Origin of the sequence: Spirosoma endophyticum (genome assembly GCF_900112365.1) — a bacterium.
GTDB lineage: Bacteria > Bacteroidota > Bacteroidia > Cytophagales > Spirosomataceae > Spirosoma > Spirosoma endophyticum.
The window spans coordinates 16046-33866 of the sequence record NZ_FOLQ01000008.1; the positions used below are offsets into that span (position 1 = coordinate 16046).

The 17821-nt window shown below is 47.7% G+C and carries 13 protein-coding genes; 5 read left to right on the plus strand and 8 right to left on the minus strand.

Going from position 1 to position 17821, the window contains the following annotated elements; genetic code table 11:
* Positions 1–35: 35 nt before the first annotated feature.
* The 3 genes from BM202_RS19710 to BM202_RS19720 all read right to left on the minus strand — a co-directional run bounded on the left by BM202_RS19710 (position 36) and on the right by BM202_RS19720 (position 7319).
* On the minus strand, positions 36–3323 hold the full coding sequence (locus tag BM202_RS19710) for a SusC/RagA family TonB-linked outer membrane protein (protein ID WP_093829285.1): 3288 nt from the start codon (positions 3321–3323) through the stop codon (positions 36–38).
* Between the two features lie 423 nt (positions 3324–3746).
* On the minus strand, positions 3747–4271 hold the full coding sequence (locus BM202_RS19715) for a class I SAM-dependent methyltransferase (protein WP_093829287.1): 525 nt from the start codon (positions 4269–4271) through the stop codon (positions 3747–3749).
* Between the two features lie 27 nt (positions 4272–4298).
* On the minus strand, positions 4299–7319 hold the full coding sequence (locus tag BM202_RS19720; RefSeq protein ID WP_093829289.1) for a DPP IV N-terminal domain-containing protein: 3021 nt from the start codon (positions 7317–7319) through the stop codon (positions 4299–4301).
* A gap of 263 nt (positions 7320–7582) precedes the next feature.
* Between BM202_RS19720 and BM202_RS19725 the strand changes: the two genes are divergently transcribed.
* Together BM202_RS19725 and BM202_RS19730 are read left to right on the plus strand one after the other, a co-directional pair.
* On the plus strand, positions 7583–10264 hold the full coding sequence (locus tag BM202_RS19725) for a sodium-translocating pyrophosphatase (RefSeq protein WP_093829291.1): 2682 nt from the start codon (positions 7583–7585) through the stop codon (positions 10262–10264).
* A 162-nt stretch (positions 10265–10426) separates the two neighbouring features.
* Positions 10427–10699 (plus strand): DUF4242 domain-containing protein, encoded by a 273-nt coding sequence (locus BM202_RS19730; protein WP_093829293.1) that lies wholly within the window; start codon positions 10427–10429, stop codon positions 10697–10699.
* Between the two features lie 65 nt (positions 10700–10764).
* Here the strand turns inward: BM202_RS19730 and BM202_RS19735 are convergent, their stop codons facing one another.
* From BM202_RS19735 to BM202_RS36690, 4 genes are all read right to left on the minus strand, one after another.
* Complete coding sequence (locus BM202_RS19735) at positions 10765–11997, minus strand: efflux RND transporter periplasmic adaptor subunit (RefSeq protein ID WP_093829295.1); 1233 nt, start codon at positions 11995–11997, stop codon at positions 10765–10767.
* A 219-nt stretch (positions 11998–12216) separates the two neighbouring features.
* Positions 12217–12588 (minus strand): YtxH domain-containing protein, encoded by a 372-nt coding sequence (locus BM202_RS19740; protein ID WP_093829297.1) that lies wholly within the window; start codon positions 12586–12588, stop codon positions 12217–12219.
* A 50-nt stretch (positions 12589–12638) separates the two neighbouring features.
* The gene (locus BM202_RS19745) at positions 12639–12890 is read right to left on the minus strand and encodes a YtxH domain-containing protein (RefSeq protein ID WP_093829298.1); all 252 of its coding nucleotides are present in this window, start codon (positions 12888–12890) and stop codon (positions 12639–12641) included.
* Positions 12891–13373: 483 nt separating this feature from the next.
* Positions 13374–13541 carry a lmo0937 family membrane protein gene (locus BM202_RS36690; RefSeq protein ID WP_111348847.1) on the minus strand — a complete coding sequence of 56 codons (168 nt, stop codon included), beginning with the start codon at positions 13539–13541 and terminating at the stop codon, positions 13374–13376.
* A gap of 475 nt (positions 13542–14016) precedes the next feature.
* Here BM202_RS36690 and BM202_RS19750 point away from each other — a divergent pair, with 475 nt between their 5' ends.
* Together BM202_RS19750 and BM202_RS19755 are read left to right on the plus strand one after the other, a co-directional pair.
* A complete protein-coding gene (locus BM202_RS19750) occupies positions 14017–14391 on the plus strand; it encodes a response regulator (RefSeq protein WP_093829300.1) in 375 nt (124 codons plus the stop codon).
* A 92-nt stretch (positions 14392–14483) separates the two neighbouring features.
* Entirely contained in the window at positions 14484–15959 is a 1476-nt protein-coding gene (locus BM202_RS19755) for a sigma-54-dependent transcriptional regulator (RefSeq protein WP_093829302.1), read from the plus strand.
* Positions 15960–16052: 93 nt separating this feature from the next.
* On the opposite strand, the gene BM202_RS19760 is transcribed toward BM202_RS19755, so the two are convergent.
* Complete coding sequence (locus BM202_RS19760) at positions 16053–16688, minus strand: porin family protein (RefSeq protein ID WP_093829304.1); 636 nt, start codon at positions 16686–16688, stop codon at positions 16053–16055.
* Positions 16689–17356: 668 nt separating this feature from the next.
* On the opposite strand from BM202_RS19760, the gene BM202_RS19765 reads away from it, so the two are divergent.
* A complete protein-coding gene (locus BM202_RS19765) occupies positions 17357–17776 on the plus strand; it encodes a response regulator (protein ID WP_093829746.1) in 420 nt (139 codons plus the stop codon).
* Positions 17777–17821 lie beyond the last annotated feature (45 nt).

Consider the following 17821-nt stretch of genomic DNA (forward strand, 5'->3'; position numbering starts at 1 on the left):
TTATGTTCCCGGAACGGAGGTTCCTGAAATGGCTTTTAGTAGGTGATTCGTAGCGAGAACAGGAGCGATTTCGTATTGGGGTTCGTAAACCAGTCTTGTCCGCGGGAGAGACCTGCGCCCGTAATATTCACCTCGGGGTCCGTTCCGGTGTAGTTGGTCCACAACAGGAGATTACGACCGGTGAGGCTGAAATCAACGTTCGACAGGTGCGTAATCCGGCGGAAACCTTCACTGCGGAGGCTGTAGGTCAGTGTCACTTCCCGTAATCGAGTTGAGCTGCCGTCTTCGATGAATTGCTTATACGAAGCCGAGTTAAACGACGTACCTCGACCCTGATACCAGGCCTGGTTCAGCGCCACGGGTCCCGCACCGAAATCTTTGATCTGACCCTGAAATGACGTACCGGCCGCAATCGTGTTGCCGTTCACATCTTTTATGCCACCGGCTGGTGCCACGGCTGTGCCGCCCTGATCGGCATGAACACCGAAGCTATAGAGTGCACCGCGGGTTCCGTTGTAGAAATCGTTACCGGCTACCCGATCGAACAGTACGGAGAGCGACAATCCTTTGTAGGAGAACGTACTTCCTAAACCACCGCGCCATTTTGGGTTTGGATCACCAATGATTTCGTTACCCGTTCCACCCTGTGGAAAACCGTTCGCGTCGAGCTGATACTTGCCTGATTCATCTTTCAGGAAATCGGTCGAGTAAAACACGCCGAACGGCTGGCCTTCAATCAGTGACGCATTCTGCTGATAACTGTCGGGCAACGTCTGGGCGGCTGCTCCGGCCAGTGATACAACCTTGTTGCGGTTCAACGAGAAGTTTGCCGACAAATTCCATTTGAAATCACCGAGGGATAATACGTCAGCACCAGCTTCCAGCTCAATCCCTTTGTTCGAGAGTTTAGCCGCGTTGACATTCCGGATGCTGTAACCCGTTTCGTTGGGTACGTTCAGCGAAAGAATGACATCTTCGGTCGAGTTGTCGTAGGCAGTTGCCGAGACGTTGATTTTGTTGTTCAGGAAACGAAGATCAAAGCCAACTTCGGTTTCCGTTTTCCGCTCAGGGCGCAGAAAGTCATTACCGGCGGTTGTACTGCGAACGTAGCCACCACCATACAACGCACTGGCCGATTTCAGACCACCCGCGTAGGCATCGGTATAAGCCGCTGGTGAAAACGTCGTGAAATTCTGATAAGGCTGTGGCTGGATACCCACTTGTCCCCAGGTGACCCGTAGTTTACCAAAGCTAAGTACCGAACTGTTTTCAAGACCTTTCAGCTTCGAAAACTGCCAGGCTAGCGCGGCCGATGGGAAAAAGAAACTACTGTTGGTCTTTGAGCCAAAGGTCGAAGCACTTTCGGTACGTCCGGTCAGCGTCAGGAACAGCATGTTATAGGCCTGTACTTCTGCCTGACCGTAGTAGGCATATGTACGAATGAGCGAATTGTAGTTGCTGATCGAACTGTTGGAGTTCAGCGCGTTGGTGAGAATGTCGGGTGCATTGGGAACGATGAAATTGGTAATCTGATCGCTCATGTATTCTTTCCGGCGGCTGTTGTAGTTCAAACCGACCAGCAACGAACCACTGAAGTTATTGTTGAAAGTATGCGTTGCATTGGCAAAGACATCGGTATTGAACTGCTTTTCGGTAATCCAGTTTTTGGACAATAAACCGGTTCCGTACGAACCTGAGTTACGGGCAAATCGCTCAAGCCGGTAATCGGTAAAATTGTCAATACCGGTACGGCCCGTAATGCTCAGCCACGACGTTGGGGTAATGCCTATTTCGGCGGTACCCGTAATTCGGTCGACATCGGTTGTGTTTCGGTTGTTGTTGATGTTCCAGACGGGGTTGGCATAAATCGTGTTCTGATCGACGCCCAGCGGATTCCGGAACGATACGTGTGCATCGTTGAACGTCTGTCCTGCTTTATTCGTGTAAATCCCGGTGTAGTACTCGTTGTTGAAATCGCCCGGTGTCCGGAAGCCACCCAGAATGATCCCATCGAGGTTGTCACCCTGCTGAACACGGGACGAGTAGCTTTTGGTATAGCCAATATTGGCCGAAGCCCGGAACCACTCGGTAAACTGGCTGGCTGCGTTGAACCGAACCGTGTTACGCTGGTAGGTGCTAAACTGCTTGATAACCCCCTCCTGATTCAGGTTTGAGTAGCTCAACAGGAAATTGCTACGGGCATTGCCACCACTGAAATTGATAGCGTTATCGGTGAAATGGCCCGTCTGAAAGACGTCCTGCGTGTGGTCATACGTATCGCGCGAGTTCTTGCCACCGTGTGGATTAGCGGCCGTTCCGGCTGCAATGGCGTACCGTTTTGTGCCATCCGGAAACGTAACGAATCCCTGATAACCCGCTGCGGTTGGGTCCGTGATAAAGTTGTCGACGCCACCGGCACGGGCCGAAATCAGGTCGCCGAAGGTATTCCGGCTGCCTTGCTGATAAAGACCGCCCGATCCCTGGCCGTAGTTCGTTTGTAGTTTGTGGTTTTTGTTGACTCTGTCGAATGAAACGGTCGATTTGAAGGTGATGTTCACCTTGCCTTTGGAATCTTTTCCTTTTTTGGTCGTGATCACAATTACGCCATTGGCGGCCCGCGTCCCCCATAAAGCAGCCGCAGAGGCTCCTTTCAGCACCTCCATGCTCTCGATGTCGTCGGGGTTAATGTCGTTGATACGTGACTGCTGGACAATGGAATTACCAGCGGCTGAGCCATTGTTGTCGCTGGAGTTACTGACCGGCACACCATCGACAATAAACAGTGGCTGGGCATTACCGTTGATGGTGTTTTGCCCGCGAATCTGAATGTAGGCGCCCGCTCCCGGATCGCCCCCATTGCGGGTAATGACAACGCCCGATGCTTTGCCACTCAGGCCGGTAAGCAGACTGGTTTCGCCCGATTTAGCGATGTTTTTTCCAGATACGGTCGAAACCGATGAGGCAAATTTATCGCGTTCTTCTTTCAGGCCAAGCGCCGTAATGATCACTTCATTCAATTGCTTGGTATCGGTTTTGAGCTTCACGTCAATGACGCTACGTCCCCCAATCACTTCTTCGACGGTTTGCATGCCTACGGCTGAAAAGACCAGCGTCGTGCCAGATTCGGGAACAACCAGGCTATAGGCACCTTTAACATCGGTTACGGTTCCGATCGTTGTGCCTTTCACCACCACAGTAGTACCCGCAAACCCATCAATGCCTTCATCAGCAGCCACAGTGCCGCTGATCTTTCGACCCTGTGCCAGCGCCAGCGAGCAATGTAAACCTACCAGAAATAGGCTCATCAGTAATGATTTTTTCATCTTGTTTAATTTGGTTAAGTACTGTAACGTATTACATGCAAAACTATAGTTATCTGATCTATTTCAAAATATTATTCTGAATTTTAATATTAAATAATTATAATATTTTGTATATACAATTAAATGAAGAATAAATTACATTTTAATGTCAATTTTAGTCTATTTACGCACCGATTAAGTACATATACTTAATGGTTGAAGCTTGTGCCAGTGGCTATTGGTTGGTTGTTCGCTGGTAAAATAGGGGTGGTAGAAGAGGGGTTTAGACGAAATACATGTACTCAATAAAAAAGTAAGCACTCTTTAACGCAATTATGCCTTTGTTTCGCAACTACCTAGGCAATTGCAAAACAAAGGCACAGAACAATGAGTAATTTCAGTAGCGAAGTATATAGCGCTAAAACTCCTGGGCAGATTGCTATACTACCGCCTTATATACGTAGCATACAGGTTCGCTGACCCATAGCGTGAAGGCATTTCCTGCAATTTCTCAATCGAGGTAAAACCTGCCTTTTTAAATAAATTCGCCAGCGTATAATAACTAAGCGGGTAGGGGACCCAGGGATTGGCGACATCTGTATCATACTCGACAAGTAGTAGGCTGCCCGATTCGACAAGGTAGCCCTGTATTTTGTCAATCAACGTCCGTTTATCCTGAACGTAATGCAAAGAGTTGGCCATCAACAGGCCATCGATACGTTCGAACGGCCACTCGTCCCGGATAAAATCCTGGCAAACGGGTTGAATTGTAACGTCTTCGTACTTGCTGACAGTAGATAAAGAAGCCTTATTCATGTCAATGCCATAAATAAGACTACCCGGCTGGAGTAAGCTGGCCAGCGCACGCGTGAACAAACCTGTTCCGCAACCCAGGTCAGCCCACGTTGACGGTCTGGCCGGGTAACGTTCGTCGTGCTGGATCAGGGCTATAGCGTCGCGTAACTGCATGAGGTCAATAGATTCCCTGGTTTAGTATCAGGGGCGCGTCAGTAATTGGTCGATGGGGAATACAACACCGTTCTTGATAACCTGCTCAACGTTCAGGGCATCCTTGATGTTCGTTAATGGATCACCGTTGACTATGACCAGATCCGCCAGTTTGCCCGGTTCTATGGAGCCTAGATCTTTGCTAACCCCTACGGTTTCGGCGGCCCAGATCGTCGCTGAACGTAGCGCCTGATAGGGTGTTAGCCCCGCATCGACAAATACCTGCAACTCGGTATGCAGGCTCAAGCCGTAGGGCACAAACGGGCTATCGGTGCCGGTTGTTACGTGTGCGCCGGCATCGACCAGTGCTTTAACTCCTTTCTCCAGGTTGCCAAAATTGCTTAAATAACCGGGACTCAGTTTCGCATACTGAGCCGAGCTGGCCTGAAGGGCATTGCTGTAGTCTTCGGAATAAAAAGCCTTGTATTGACGATTCTCGTAAAGTTTGGGATCTCTGGTGCCTAATACCGAAAAGCCACCCTGCAAGGAAGCCGTTGGCGTAATGTTCATGCCCGATTTGGCCAGCAGTTGAATCACGTCCTGATAGCTCCGGTTCATGGCCGTAATTTTGGGCGAATACCCACGCCGACTTGTTCCGCCAATGTGTTCGACGGCGTCCACATCGTAGCGCATAGCCGGGAAAATCTCGTGCGATGACACCGGCATCCCGTGTGCGTGGGCGAACGTAGTGATACGTTGCTGCATGGCGTCGGGCATTCGGACATACGTTTTAATCAGGTCGTAGCCCAGTCGGACGGAGCGGTTGAGTTCACGGTCGAGTTGTTCGTCGGAGTTGATGCTGGTGGCGGCTCCGTAATAAATCCGGGTACCGTCGGTCAGGCCACCGGTAAAAAACTGGCGCGGGCCGGGGCGGGTGCCGCTTGCCCAGGACTCTTTTCGTTCGAGTGCATCGTAGGGATCGGCACCGGGTTCGCGCACCGACGTAATGCCGAACGACAGCCACAACCGACCGATTTTCTCGCCAACCATCGAATGCTGGTGCGTGTGCATCTCAAACAGACCCGGCATAACTGTCTTGTTCGATGCATCGATTACTGTGCCGGTCCGACCAGCCTGGTGCGGAACAATGCTTCGAATCCGGTTTCCATCAATCACAATGTCCACGTTCTGACGATACGTATTGGTTGTTCCGTCGAACAATCGTCCGGCATGAATAACCAGTTGGGCGGTGGGCTGGCTGTTCTGCCAGGTTAACTCCATTGGATGCGATTCGATATGGCCATCAGTCAGGTACACCTGCTTCAGTGTTTCTGTGGCCAGAAACAGCAGACTTTTGGAGTCGCCGGTCCAACTGGGTGTATCGGATTGTTCAGTTGTTAATTGGCGAGGTTTGCCCGTAATTGAGCCATCGGCTTGTACGTCCGTCACATAGAGCAGACCGTCGAGCACATAAGCCATTTTCGTGCCGTCGGGCGACCAGACTGGGCCATTCTGCCCGCGCGTAGCGAGACTGTGAGCAGGGGCAGGTGATACGTAGCGGTCATTCTTGCCATCGAGTGAAAGCAGCAGTACTTCACTCACGCCCTCGCGGTAGCGCGAAGAATAAGGGTGAAGGGCCGATATGGCAATGGTTTTCCCATCCGCCGACCAGGTAGCCTGGCTCGGTACAAAGACTGATTCGTGGAGTTTCCGGGTTTTCGGTACAGTAACGTCAGCTGTATACGTAACATCGACGGTGTATAATGTGCTACGTCCCCAGGCATTGCGCGGATCACTCTGGTAAAAGGCCACCTTGCTTCCGTCGGGCGACCAGCTTGGATAGTGCAGATCATCCGTCATATCTGACAAAAGTTTATCTTCCCCCGTCTTCATATCTCGAATCCACACATCCATATTGCCATTGCGATCAGAAACATAGGTGAGCTTTGTACCATCGGGTGACCAGTTCGGCTCAAGTTCCATCGTCGGCCCTTGTGTCAATCGCTGCGGGGTTTTCGATCCTTTGGCCAAAATCCATAAGTCTCCCAGTGCTGCAAAAGCAATTTGTTGGCCGTCGGGCGCGATGGTGGCCCCTTTTATACCCAGTACTTTTTGCGGGGTTTTTGCATCGAAGTCGTAGGTTTTACGTTTGTAGGTGTTTTTGGGCAGGGAAATAATGGCCTGAAACGGAATTGTCTGGGCCGTTGTGCTGCCCAGTTTGCGACGTTTCAGTAAACCATCTGCCGTATATAGGTATTCGTTCGCCGAGAACCAGCTTGCCCGAAACGGGAATACGTCTTCTGCTACGTCGGTCAGCATCTGCATTTTACTGTCCGATACCGATACCGTAGCCAGACCACTTTGCGCATTTGTCAGGGCATTATAGAATACATGCGAACCCGTTGGTTGCCAACTTGGTCCGGCGAGTTTGGCGTTCGTCGGCGAAATGATTTTCTCAGTACCGCCTGGCGCTACTACATAGATACCTGGTGCATCGGTCCGGTCAGACGCAAACGCCACCTGCGTGCCATCGGGCGAAAAGGCGGGATTGAACTCATTCGCCGGATTGCTGGTGAGTTGGGTAAGTTTGCCATCGGCCAGCGTGAGTTGCCAGATGTCGTAGTTGCCGCTACGGTCCGATGAAAAAACGATCCGTTTGCCATCGGGCGACCAGTGCGGTTCGCGGTCGTCGTAAATACCGGTCGTCAGTTGTTTTGGCTTACCCCCGTTTTTAGAGACCATCCAGAGGTGATACCGGCCATCCCAGAAAGCGTGAAAAGCAACCTGCTGACCATCGGGCGACCAGCTTGGCTGGCGGCAGTCACCTAAATTATCGGTTATCGGGCGGGCTGTGCCACCACTGGCGGGAACGACCCAGATAGTACCCTGCAAATCAATGGCAATTTGCGATTTGTTGGGCGAAAGGTCGGCAGCCATGTTGGTGCCCTGCGTTACGTTTACCTGTATGGAGTCGATGCCAGCCGCTCTTATATGGGTCGTAAATAGGCAAACGAAGATGAGAAAGGGCACGGATGCGTTCCGCCAGACAGGTTCGTAAACGGTTTTCATAGAAGCGAGGAGGACAATAGGTTGATGAAGCGTGACGTAGCAAAGGCAGACGTTTGCCTACTCAACCTACACCGTCGAGCCAAGACATCCAAGTAATGAGCCGATTTGGGACCCTACAAGCGGAAATTTCCTAAAAAAAACGTACTTATCCTTAAAAAAAGTCTACGGGTGTAGCTTTGTACGTTGGGTTATGCAAGGTCAAATTCTATATTTGTGAGCAAACCTTTTTTCTAAACCCATTTTATAACCTATTAACTAATCGCATGAATTATAGTGTCTATTTAGTTCCCGTGTTGGGTATTATTGGCCTGGTAGTAATGTTTACGAAATTTCTTTGGGTTTCGCGTCAGGAAGCTGGCGATGCCCGGATGCAGGAAATTGCCGGATATATTGCTGATGGGGCAATTGCCTTCTTAAAAGCAGAGTGGCGTGTGCTCACGTATTTTGGTATTATCGTAGCGGTTCTGCTTGGTTACTCTGGTACATTAGTTGAAAACTCCAGCCCAGTTATTGGCCTTTCGTTCATTCTCGGCGCGTTTTTGTCGGCGCTGGCAGGTTACATTGGCATGAACATTGCCACAAAAGCGAACGTCCGTACGGCCCACGCTGCCCGAACTAGTCTAGCCCGCGCTCTGGACGTATCCTTTACGGGTGGTTCAGTTATGGGTATCGGAGTTGCCGGTATTGCCGTTCTGGGACTTGGCAGTTTATTTATTGTTCTTTATCACTTATACGTTGGGGCCTCGGGCGACGTCAATGGACTTCCAATGGAGAAGGCTCTTGAGGTGCTGGCGGGTTTCTCGCTTGGTGCTGAGTCGATTGCCTTATTCGCTCGTGTGGGTGGCGGTATTTACACCAAAGCGGCCGACGTTGGTGCCGATCTGGTTGGTAAAGTGGAAGCGGGTATTCCCGAAGATGATCCACGTAACCCGGCTACCATTGCCGATAACGTGGGCGATAACGTTGGAGACGTAGCGGGTATGGGAGCCGATTTGTTTGGTTCGTATGTCGCCACGATTCTGGCAACGATGGTACTTGGTCGTGAAATTCGGATTCCTGCGGATATGAATATCTACGGTCACGCACCGATTGTGCTGCCGATGATGATTGCTGGTCTGGGACTTATTTTCTCGATTATCGCTACGTATTTCGTTCGTATTAAAAACGACAGCAGCAGCGTTCAGGCCGCGTTGAACCTGGGCAACTGGGCGTCTATTGGTATTACGTTGGTGGCGTCATACTTTCTGGTCAGAGCTTATCTGCCCGATATTACGATGGAAATCCGGGGTGTTGAGTTTGGCCGTATGGATGTGTTCTACGCGATCGTAACGGGTCTGGTTGTCGGCGCGTTGATGTCCATCATCACAGAATACTACACGGCTATGGGCCGTCGTCCGGTCATGTCGATCATCCGTCAATCGGCAACGGGTGCCGCTACGAATATTATTGGCGGTCTAGCCGTCGGGATGGAATCGACGGTATTACCGATTCTGGTACTGGCCGCAGGTATTTATACGTCTTATCATTTTGCGGGTCTGTATGGCGTTGCTATCTCAGCCGCTGGTATGATGGCAACTACGGCCATGCAATTGGCTATCGACGCCTTTGGTCCCATCGCCGATAATGCCGGTGGTATCGCCGAAATGAGTTACCTGCCCGAAGAAGTCCGTGGACGTACCGATATTCTCGATGCCGTTGGGAACACCACCGCTGCAACGGGAAAGGGGTTTGCTATTGCCTCTGCCGCGCTGACAGCGTTGGCCTTATTTGCGGCATTCGTCGGCATTTCGGGTATTTCGGCCATTGACATCTACAAAGCGGACGTATTGGCTGGACTCTTCGTCGGTGCCATGATACCGTTTATTTTCTCGTCGCTGGCCATCGCTGCGGTCGGGCGAGCCGCTATGGCCATGGTGGAAGAAGTACGTCGCCAGTTCCGCGAAATTCCGGGCATTATGGAAGGAACCGGCAAGCCTGAATACGAAAAATGCGTAGCCATTTCGACGAAAGCATCCATTCGTGAGATGGTGCTACCGGGCGCTATTGCACTGACCGTGCCCGTTATTGTTGGGTTTATTTTTGGGCCTGAAGTACTGGGTGGTCTGCTGGCGGGTGTAACCGTGTCGGGTGTATTGATGGGTATCTTCATGAACAACGCCGGTGGTGCGTGGGATAACGCCAAGAAGTCATTCGAAAAAGGCGTTCTGATCAACGGGGAGATGTACTACAAAAAATCGGAGCCACACAAAGCGTCGGTTACGGGCGATACGGTGGGAGACCCCTTCAAAGATACCTCTGGTCCATCGATGAACATCCTGATCAAACTGATGTCCATTGTCTCGCTGGTCATTGCGCCCTATATTGCCGTACAATCGACTGAAACACGAGGCTATAATGTTGAGGGTAAAGAAGCCGCTGGAACAGAAGTTCCGCTGGAAGAATCGACTGCCGCCGACAATGATAAAGTTAGTACGCCCAACGCCAAACTCGGTGAGTTCAGTATTCAGAAATTGACGAGTGGCATTGAGTTGAACATTCCTGAGTTTGGTATCGAAAACAAGTTGCTGGCCTTTATCAAAAGCGATAAAGCAGTTGATAAAGAAACCTGGTTCGATTTCGATCGACTTTTATTCCAGACAGGCAGCGCCACACTGGAGCCCCAATCGCAGGAGCAGTTGAAAAACATCAGTGAAATTCTGAAAGCTTATCCGAACGTGAACGTCAAACTCGGGGGCTATACAGATAATACGGGCAATGTTGCCAGCAATTTAAAACTATCGCAGGACCGCGCCAATTCAGTACGTGTCGAACTAGAGAAAATGGGTATCGATAAAGATCGCCTGGAGGCCGAAGGGTATGGCCAGGAGCACCCAGTTGCCTCAAACGACACTGAGGAAGGGCGTGCGCAAAATCGCCGGATTTCGATTCGGGTGACGAAGAAGTAAGATCATTTTACCGTTAAATAAAGCTTTTTACCTGAAAGTCAGTCTTTTAATAAGGCTGGCTTTTTTTCTTTAAGGTTTGTGCTAAAGTCGGCTTGATGGCCAGAACGAGTAAAACTGAGAATTTGGAAATCAAACAGTAGTCACTACTAAACCCTTTTAATCATGCCTAAATACGTAATTGAACGGGAGATTCCCGGTGCGGGTAAGCTATCTGCGGACGAACTGAAAGGTATCTCGCAAACCTCCTGTGGGGTGTTAGTGAATATGGGGCCACAAATTCAGTGGTTACAGAGCTATGTGACAGGCGACAAAATCTATTGTATATATATTGCGCCCAACGAAGAAATGGTTCGTGAACATGCAAAACAAGGTGGCTTCCCTGCCAATTCTGTCAGTGAAGTATCTACGATTATTGATCCAACGACGGCCGAGTAACGTGTAAAAAAGCCGCCCGAATGTATGATATTCGGGCGGCTTTTTTACAGTCAGAGTTGTAGTTCTTAGTTGCCTAACGCATTATAAATCAGCAGTTGATTGGTTGTTACAACGCGATCGCCAGGGGCCAGGCCGCCTGCCAGGTATGTCTTCTGGCCAATAGTTTTATAGATGTTTACCTCACGCACGATTGGCTGGTTTTCTTTATTGACCATCACCACAAAATTTCGGTTTTTGTCGAAAACAACGGCCCCGGCGGGAATCGCAATACGTTGGTCGTGGCCAGCGTAACTAACACTTACATTGGCAAACATTTCGGGCTTTAGCCGGTAATCAGCATTGTCGAGTGTAACACGTACTTTCAGGGTTTTGCTGTCAGCGTCCAGTACGTTGAAGATCTTGTCAATTTTACCCCGGAAAATTTTGTCCGGATATGAGATAGTTGTAATCGTAGCCTGATCACCCTCGTGTACGTTGGCTAAGTCAGACTCATATACGTTCGCCAAAACCCAGACATGATCGAGGTTAGAGACAGTGAATAAGTTTTCCGGGTCATCGGAGCGAAGTTCCATGCCTTGAGATGCTGTCTTTTCAACGACAAACCCACTCATTGGAGCTTTCACCAAATAAACTGAACCCAATCCACCAACAATCTGGCGTCGCTCGGTTACCCGATTCACTTCACCTTTGGCCGCCTGCAACTGTTCCTGACTGGCCACCAGATCGCGTTGCGAACTCAGGCCGGCCTTGGTCATGTCTTCTGTTACCTGCTGATTTTTCTGCGCTACCGCTAACTGACCTCGGGCGGCAACGGCCTGTTGCTCCAAGTCGGCCAGATCGCCCGACCGTATCACCGCCAGGATTTGCCCTTTTTTTACATAATCACCTAAATCGGCTTTGAGCGTTTCAATGTGGCCTCCTACTAATGGAAACACCTTGACTACCTGATCCTGGTTGAAGGTGATTTTGCCAGTTAGATTTAACTCATTTTTAGCATTCTCTAACCTGGCCGTATCGAAGGTTGCCGTTGCGAGTAATTTGGTATCCTGCTTCGATTTGGTAAGTGGAGTTTCATCGGTTTTTGCTGAACTACCACAACTACTTAGGCCAGCCACAAGCAAGAGACAAGCTAAAGCAGCAACTGCCCGGTATCGCAGGATTTGGCCAACTGAGTCTTTTGCTACGTGTACCAGCAAGCCAAACGAATGATTCTGTACGTTGGTCAAGTGTTTATTGGGAGTAAGCTCCAGTCGATTTCGGAGTTGGGGTGAAGAGACTATAAGAGGATATTTTTTCATTGTGTCTTAAGTACCCTGCTTATCTGTATTCAAACGTTATCGGCACACGGTTAAAACGATAGCTCATTGGGTGTACAAAAGTCAACATAGCTAATTAAAGGCTTCTTAAACCAGAATTAAAAGGTAGTTAAACCCACTAAAAAGACGTAACCCCCGCTGGATCTATAGATCCAGCGGGGGTTACTTTTCAGAGACGTTGAGTAAATCGGGTAATCGTACTTATGCTTTAACTGACGACTGAGCGTTGTCAACACCAGCTTTGGCATCGTCGGCTAACTCGTCAACCTTATTGTTATAGGTTTCCTTAGCTTCTTCCTTGTTTTTGTCGAAAGTTGCTTCGGCCTGACCTTTGTATTGATTATACTGTTCTTTTGCTTTGTCAGTATACTGACTGACCTGACTCTTAGCTTGGTCAAGGCCTTCTTTAACCTGAGAAACCCCTTTCTCCCATTGGTCTTTCAGGTCGCCGGTACGCTTGTTAGCTTCTTCGGTCAGTTTATCGCGTGTTTCCTTGCCGCTACGTGGGGCTGTCAGAATGCCAATAACAACGCCTGTAATGATACCGGTTAGAAAATCTCTTGTGCTTCTCATTGGTTTGTGTATTTTTAGGTGAGTGTCAACTACTTTCAGGTAAGTAGTATTTATTGCTTAATCTTACGTTTTGCCTGGCCAACTAGTTCCTCGGTTTTACCGGAAGCTGTATCAATGTAGTCGTTGTATTGGCTTTTGATGCTATCTAAACCCGACTGAAGCTGGTCCTGAAGATCTTTGAAGAAAGAATCTGACTCAGACGAGATACGTTTCCGTGTTTTAGTGCCACTTTCGGGAGCAAGAAGAATGCCTACAACTGCGCCAACGGCTAATCCTACTAATATACCTGGTAGTGATTTCATGATGTTTAACTTTTGTGAATGACTATGTACAAACAATGACAACTTTATAGAAAATTCTGTACCACGAATAAAAAAAAATGATAAGTGGTTGTTGTTGAGTTAATTGGGGGTACTTCCTGGGTTCCAGTGAGAAAGCCTTATTGAGGAGTTTTCTCTACAAGGACGTCCACGTTTTACGCAATTCTCCCCGGATAGTTATTTAGCACGCTTCCTGTTGCCAGGATCTTTTTACTGGTGATAACAGCTAGATAGTCGATGCTCAATTCCACCTGTTTTGAATATCTACCAAGTAAACAGGCCAAAAATAAAAATCCCCGCGCTCAACTTGGCGCAGGGATTCCGTACCCACCGTAACTTGTACTTAACCTAAAATGCGTTTTGCGGGAGTTTCCGCACCTAAACCGACTTGTTCGTTAGGTATACTTTGTATTACTATGCGACATTAATACAATGTCACGTACTGTCTTTGTGTTAAAGCCTTCTTCAAACTCCGCGTCCCTGTATCAGACGTAGTATGATTGCGATGACCGCAATAACCAGTAGGACATGGATCAGGCTACTGCTACCAATTCCGGTTCCCAAGACTCCTAAAAATCCCAAGAGCCATATGATGATTAGTATCACAGCAATCGTGTAAAGAAGGTTTCCCATGATGTTTCGTGAGTAAATCAGAAGTTATTATCTCGCAATCGATTATCTATTTAGAAAAAGTTGTGCCAATTGTGCCAATACTATTCATACTCTTACATCTTTAGCCTTATACGCTTGTAAATGAGCATTTAATCTACTCGGTGACTTACTTCTGTGCTTCTATCAAGAAGTTTCCCATAAAATGAAAGTGTGGATGAAATTCTACACCTGTAGAATAAGCGTAGAAAAATAGCGCAATCGCAATTCTATTACTAACATATTTGTCACTAGTGATCTGCCTTAAATTAATCAATGTTAAAACGCAAATGGTTAACCTATTGCACGTTAGTGAGGGTTATACTATGGATTTTGGAGAAGCTCACTATTTTCGGCACTAAATTTATAGAGTAGTGTATGAATAACACATTATAAAAAATTGGCTGTGGTAACAACGACAACAGGAGTTAGCCCGGGACACCAGTACAGACCTATCGCAATGAATACAGTATCTCTGGCAAAGCGCGTATTAATTGTAGACGATGAAACTGACATTTGTCTTTTGCTCTCCGGCTTATTGAGACGCTTAGGTTATCAGCCTACTTGCGCTCATTTTATTGAGGAAGGTCGACAATGCCTGAGCGCCCAAAAATTTGATGCTATTTTTCTAGACTTGAATCTGCCGGATGGCTTGGGTTTCGATTTGCTGCCGTCTATTAAGGAAGGGCAAACTGAGGCTAAAGTAATTATGATTAGTGCCTTCGATGGGCAGGCTGAACGTCGGCGGGCTACCGAGCAGGGTGCTGATTATTTTATTGGGAAACCATTTACCCGTCGTTCGGTCGAGATGGCTTTGCAAACCATTGAGGTTTGAGTAACTTTGTTTATAAAGCCAAAGAAAGAGCCATCCATTGCTGCACACTACTAGTTGGGAATGGGCTTTCTGAATAGGCTCTATTCCTCTTCATGGAAAAAATTCTGATTGTTGACGATAACAATGATATATGCCTGCTCTTAGAACGGTTTCTAAGTAAACAGGGCTATAAAACAGCGTCGGTCCAGCGGGGAGATGACGGGCTTACTCTACTGCGAAAGGAAACGTTTGAACTAGTTATCTGCGATTTTAAACTTCCTGATATTGACGGTCTTGAGATGCTACGCCGGATTAAGGTGATGCATCCAACAACGGCCGTCATTATTATCACTGGCTATTCCGACGTCAGGATGGCCGTACAGACCGTTAAGCATGGGGCGTATGACTACGTAACGAAACCCCTCTATCCCGACGAAATTCTTTATACCATAAAAGCGGCTCTTGAACGACGTACTCAATCACTGAACCAGACGAAAGATTCGACGGTAACGACGACAACAGCTTCCAGTAAAGCAAATTCTGTAAAAGCATCGTCCGCTAAAGTTTCTCTTACGCCCGATGGGAAGCGATTTATTTTTGGCAAGAGCCGGTTTGCTGAACAACTCCAGAAACACATCGATCTAATTGCGCCAACCGATATGTCGGTTATTATCACGGGCGAAACAGGTACTGGCAAAGAGTTCGTGGCGAATGCCATTCACCTTAAAAGCAAGCGTGCCGACAAACCGTTCGTGGCTATTGATTGTGGAGCCCTGGGTAAAGAGCTGGCGGGGAGCGAGTTGTTTGGTCACGTAAAAGGGTCTTTCACAGGGGCAATGGCCGATAAGGCTGGTAGCTTCGAATTTGCAAATGGGGGCACCATCTTTCTGGATGAGATTGGGAATTTGTCCTACGACAATCAAATCAAATTGCTGCGTGTACTACAGGAACGGAAAATTCGGCGGATTGGTAGTAATCAGGATATTCCGGTAGACGTTAGAATTATAGTTGCTACCAATGAAGACCTGAGAGAATCCGTTCGACAAGGTAAGTTCAGAGAGGATATTTACCATCGCATCGCCGAATTTGAAATGCATTTATCGCCTTTGCGGGAACGTAAAGCTGATATCATGATTTTTGCTGACCACTTTCTGGATTCTGCCAACAGGCAATTAGAGAAAGATATTCTGGGATTTGAGGAGGAAGCGAAAGAGAAGTTAAAAGAGTACTACTGGCACGGTAATCTGCGCGAACTACAGAATGTAGTGAAACGGGCCGTATTGCTCACGCAGGGAGAATACATCGAGGCAGACGTACTACCCCAGGAAATTGTTACGCCACAATATTTGGCCCCCGAAGATACAGGCATGAGTAATGTTCAGATTAACTACGATCCAGCCCGTCCGGGTGTACCCGTATTTAGTCAGTCGGCAGCGAATCTGAAGTCGGTTTCGGAAAATGCAGAACGAGCAGCTATTCTAAAAGTGCTCGAGAAGACAGGCTATAACAAGACCAAAGCTGCTGAAGTACTTAACATTGACCGCAAAACGCTTTACAACAAGCTAAAAGCGTACGATATACATTTATAAAGCATAAGTGCGAATAATCGAAAGGGCGATAAACTAGTGTAGTTTATCGCCCTTTCACCGCTCCGGCGGCCCGGTCATTCATTTTTTCACTCATTAATTAAGGCTAAACCCAACCGACAGTAGGCCTACACCGTTCTTGGCATTACCAAGTAATGTTTGAGCCGCGCCACTGCTGGCAATCTGTTTGAATCCCTGTTCGTATCGAGCCCCAATAAATGCTTTCCCAAAGTACAGATTCAAGCCACCTGCAAGTCCATAGTCAACTTTGTTGAAATTGCCACGACCGATAGTGGTCTGAAAGCTTTCGTTAGAGCTAATACTTGAGTTGAGTAGGTAGGATACGTACGGACCTGCCTGTATTTCAACTGATTGTCCCAACTTGAACGTAGCAAGCACCGGTAGTTCAGCGTAATTAAGTTTAAATGTGTTTTTACCGTTTAAGCCAAGTACGTTGTAATCAGCCGAGGCTCCCTTGGTCGTGTAAAGCAATTCAGGCTGAATGGCAAAAAACTCACCGATAGGCGCTTGTGCAAATACGCCCAAGTGGAAACCAATACGTTCATTTTTATTGGAAACCCCCTGACTATCGTAATACAGTGAACTGGCGTTAAGGCCTCCTTTTATACCGACACGAGTGCGGCCCTGCGCCACGGCATCGGTAGAATTCAGCGTGAATGCACCGATTGTTAGAACAGCGGCTAGTAGTAAGGTATTGACTGACTTTTTCATAACATCAATGTAGTTAGTGACAGATTTTGGATTGGCTCTGTTTAGTTAAACAATATGTTAATTTCGTGCCACAAATGCTAAAATGGCTTCTATTTGAGGTATACACTTGCATTATACCTATTTATAGCTTTTCGGGAGCCTTGCTAATTTGTGTCGAATTATGAAAAGTTGAGTAAGAAATTCCCCAATGTGTAGAACCTTCCAGTCAACTTTTTTTATTGTCGTAACAATTCAGCTCAAAACTGGTTGGCCAGCGTAGCCTAAAAAAAGCAATGAGAAACATGCCGAAAGCCTGTCTAATTCATACAGGAATAGCGCTTCAATCGACTGGTAATTTTCGAACAGCTAATTAGTAACCCAAGCCAGATTGTACATTTGGTACCGTAAGTTTTATACGAAAACCTGGCAAAGAGTACGTAGGTAAAGGGATAGGAACCAGGGAGAAAGCATAGGTTAAAAGCGTATTTAATTACCTGAAAAAGAAAAGTAGTATAATGTTTTTGACTACTTTTGGAGAGAGTAAATCTGAACTTTACTACGTTGAAATAACATGTCTGTTCGACACCCCAACGTCCAGATTTGGCTCTTCAGACCTTCCACTATTTATTCAAAGCTTGTTATTGGCTACCGTAATTTATCTCGTGCCTATGCATCATGATCCTACTTATATGACCATCCTGATTGCCGAAGATGATACTGATGATCGACTATTTATGGATCGGGCACTTCGGCAGTCAGGATATACACACTCCCTGGAGTTTGTTGAAGATGGCGAAGAGTTAATGGACTACCTTCGTCGTGAGGGTCGATTCACAGAACAGAATGCGCCCTGGCCAGATTTATTAATCTTGGACTTGAACATGCCCCGGAAGAATGGTTTTCAGGCTTTAAGCGAAATTAAAGATGATCCTAAACTTCGCAGGCTCCCAGTAGTTGTTATGACTACGTCCTCTGCTGAAGAAGATGTAGTGAAAACGTATAATCTTGGCGTTAATTCATATGTGACGAAGCCATTTAATTTTAATCGGCTGGTTGAAATGGTCAGTGCATTAAAAACGTATTGGATGGATACCGTTAAATTGCCTTAAGCCGTTATCGGTAAACACCAGTCGAGATAACTTCTCCCTGGTAGA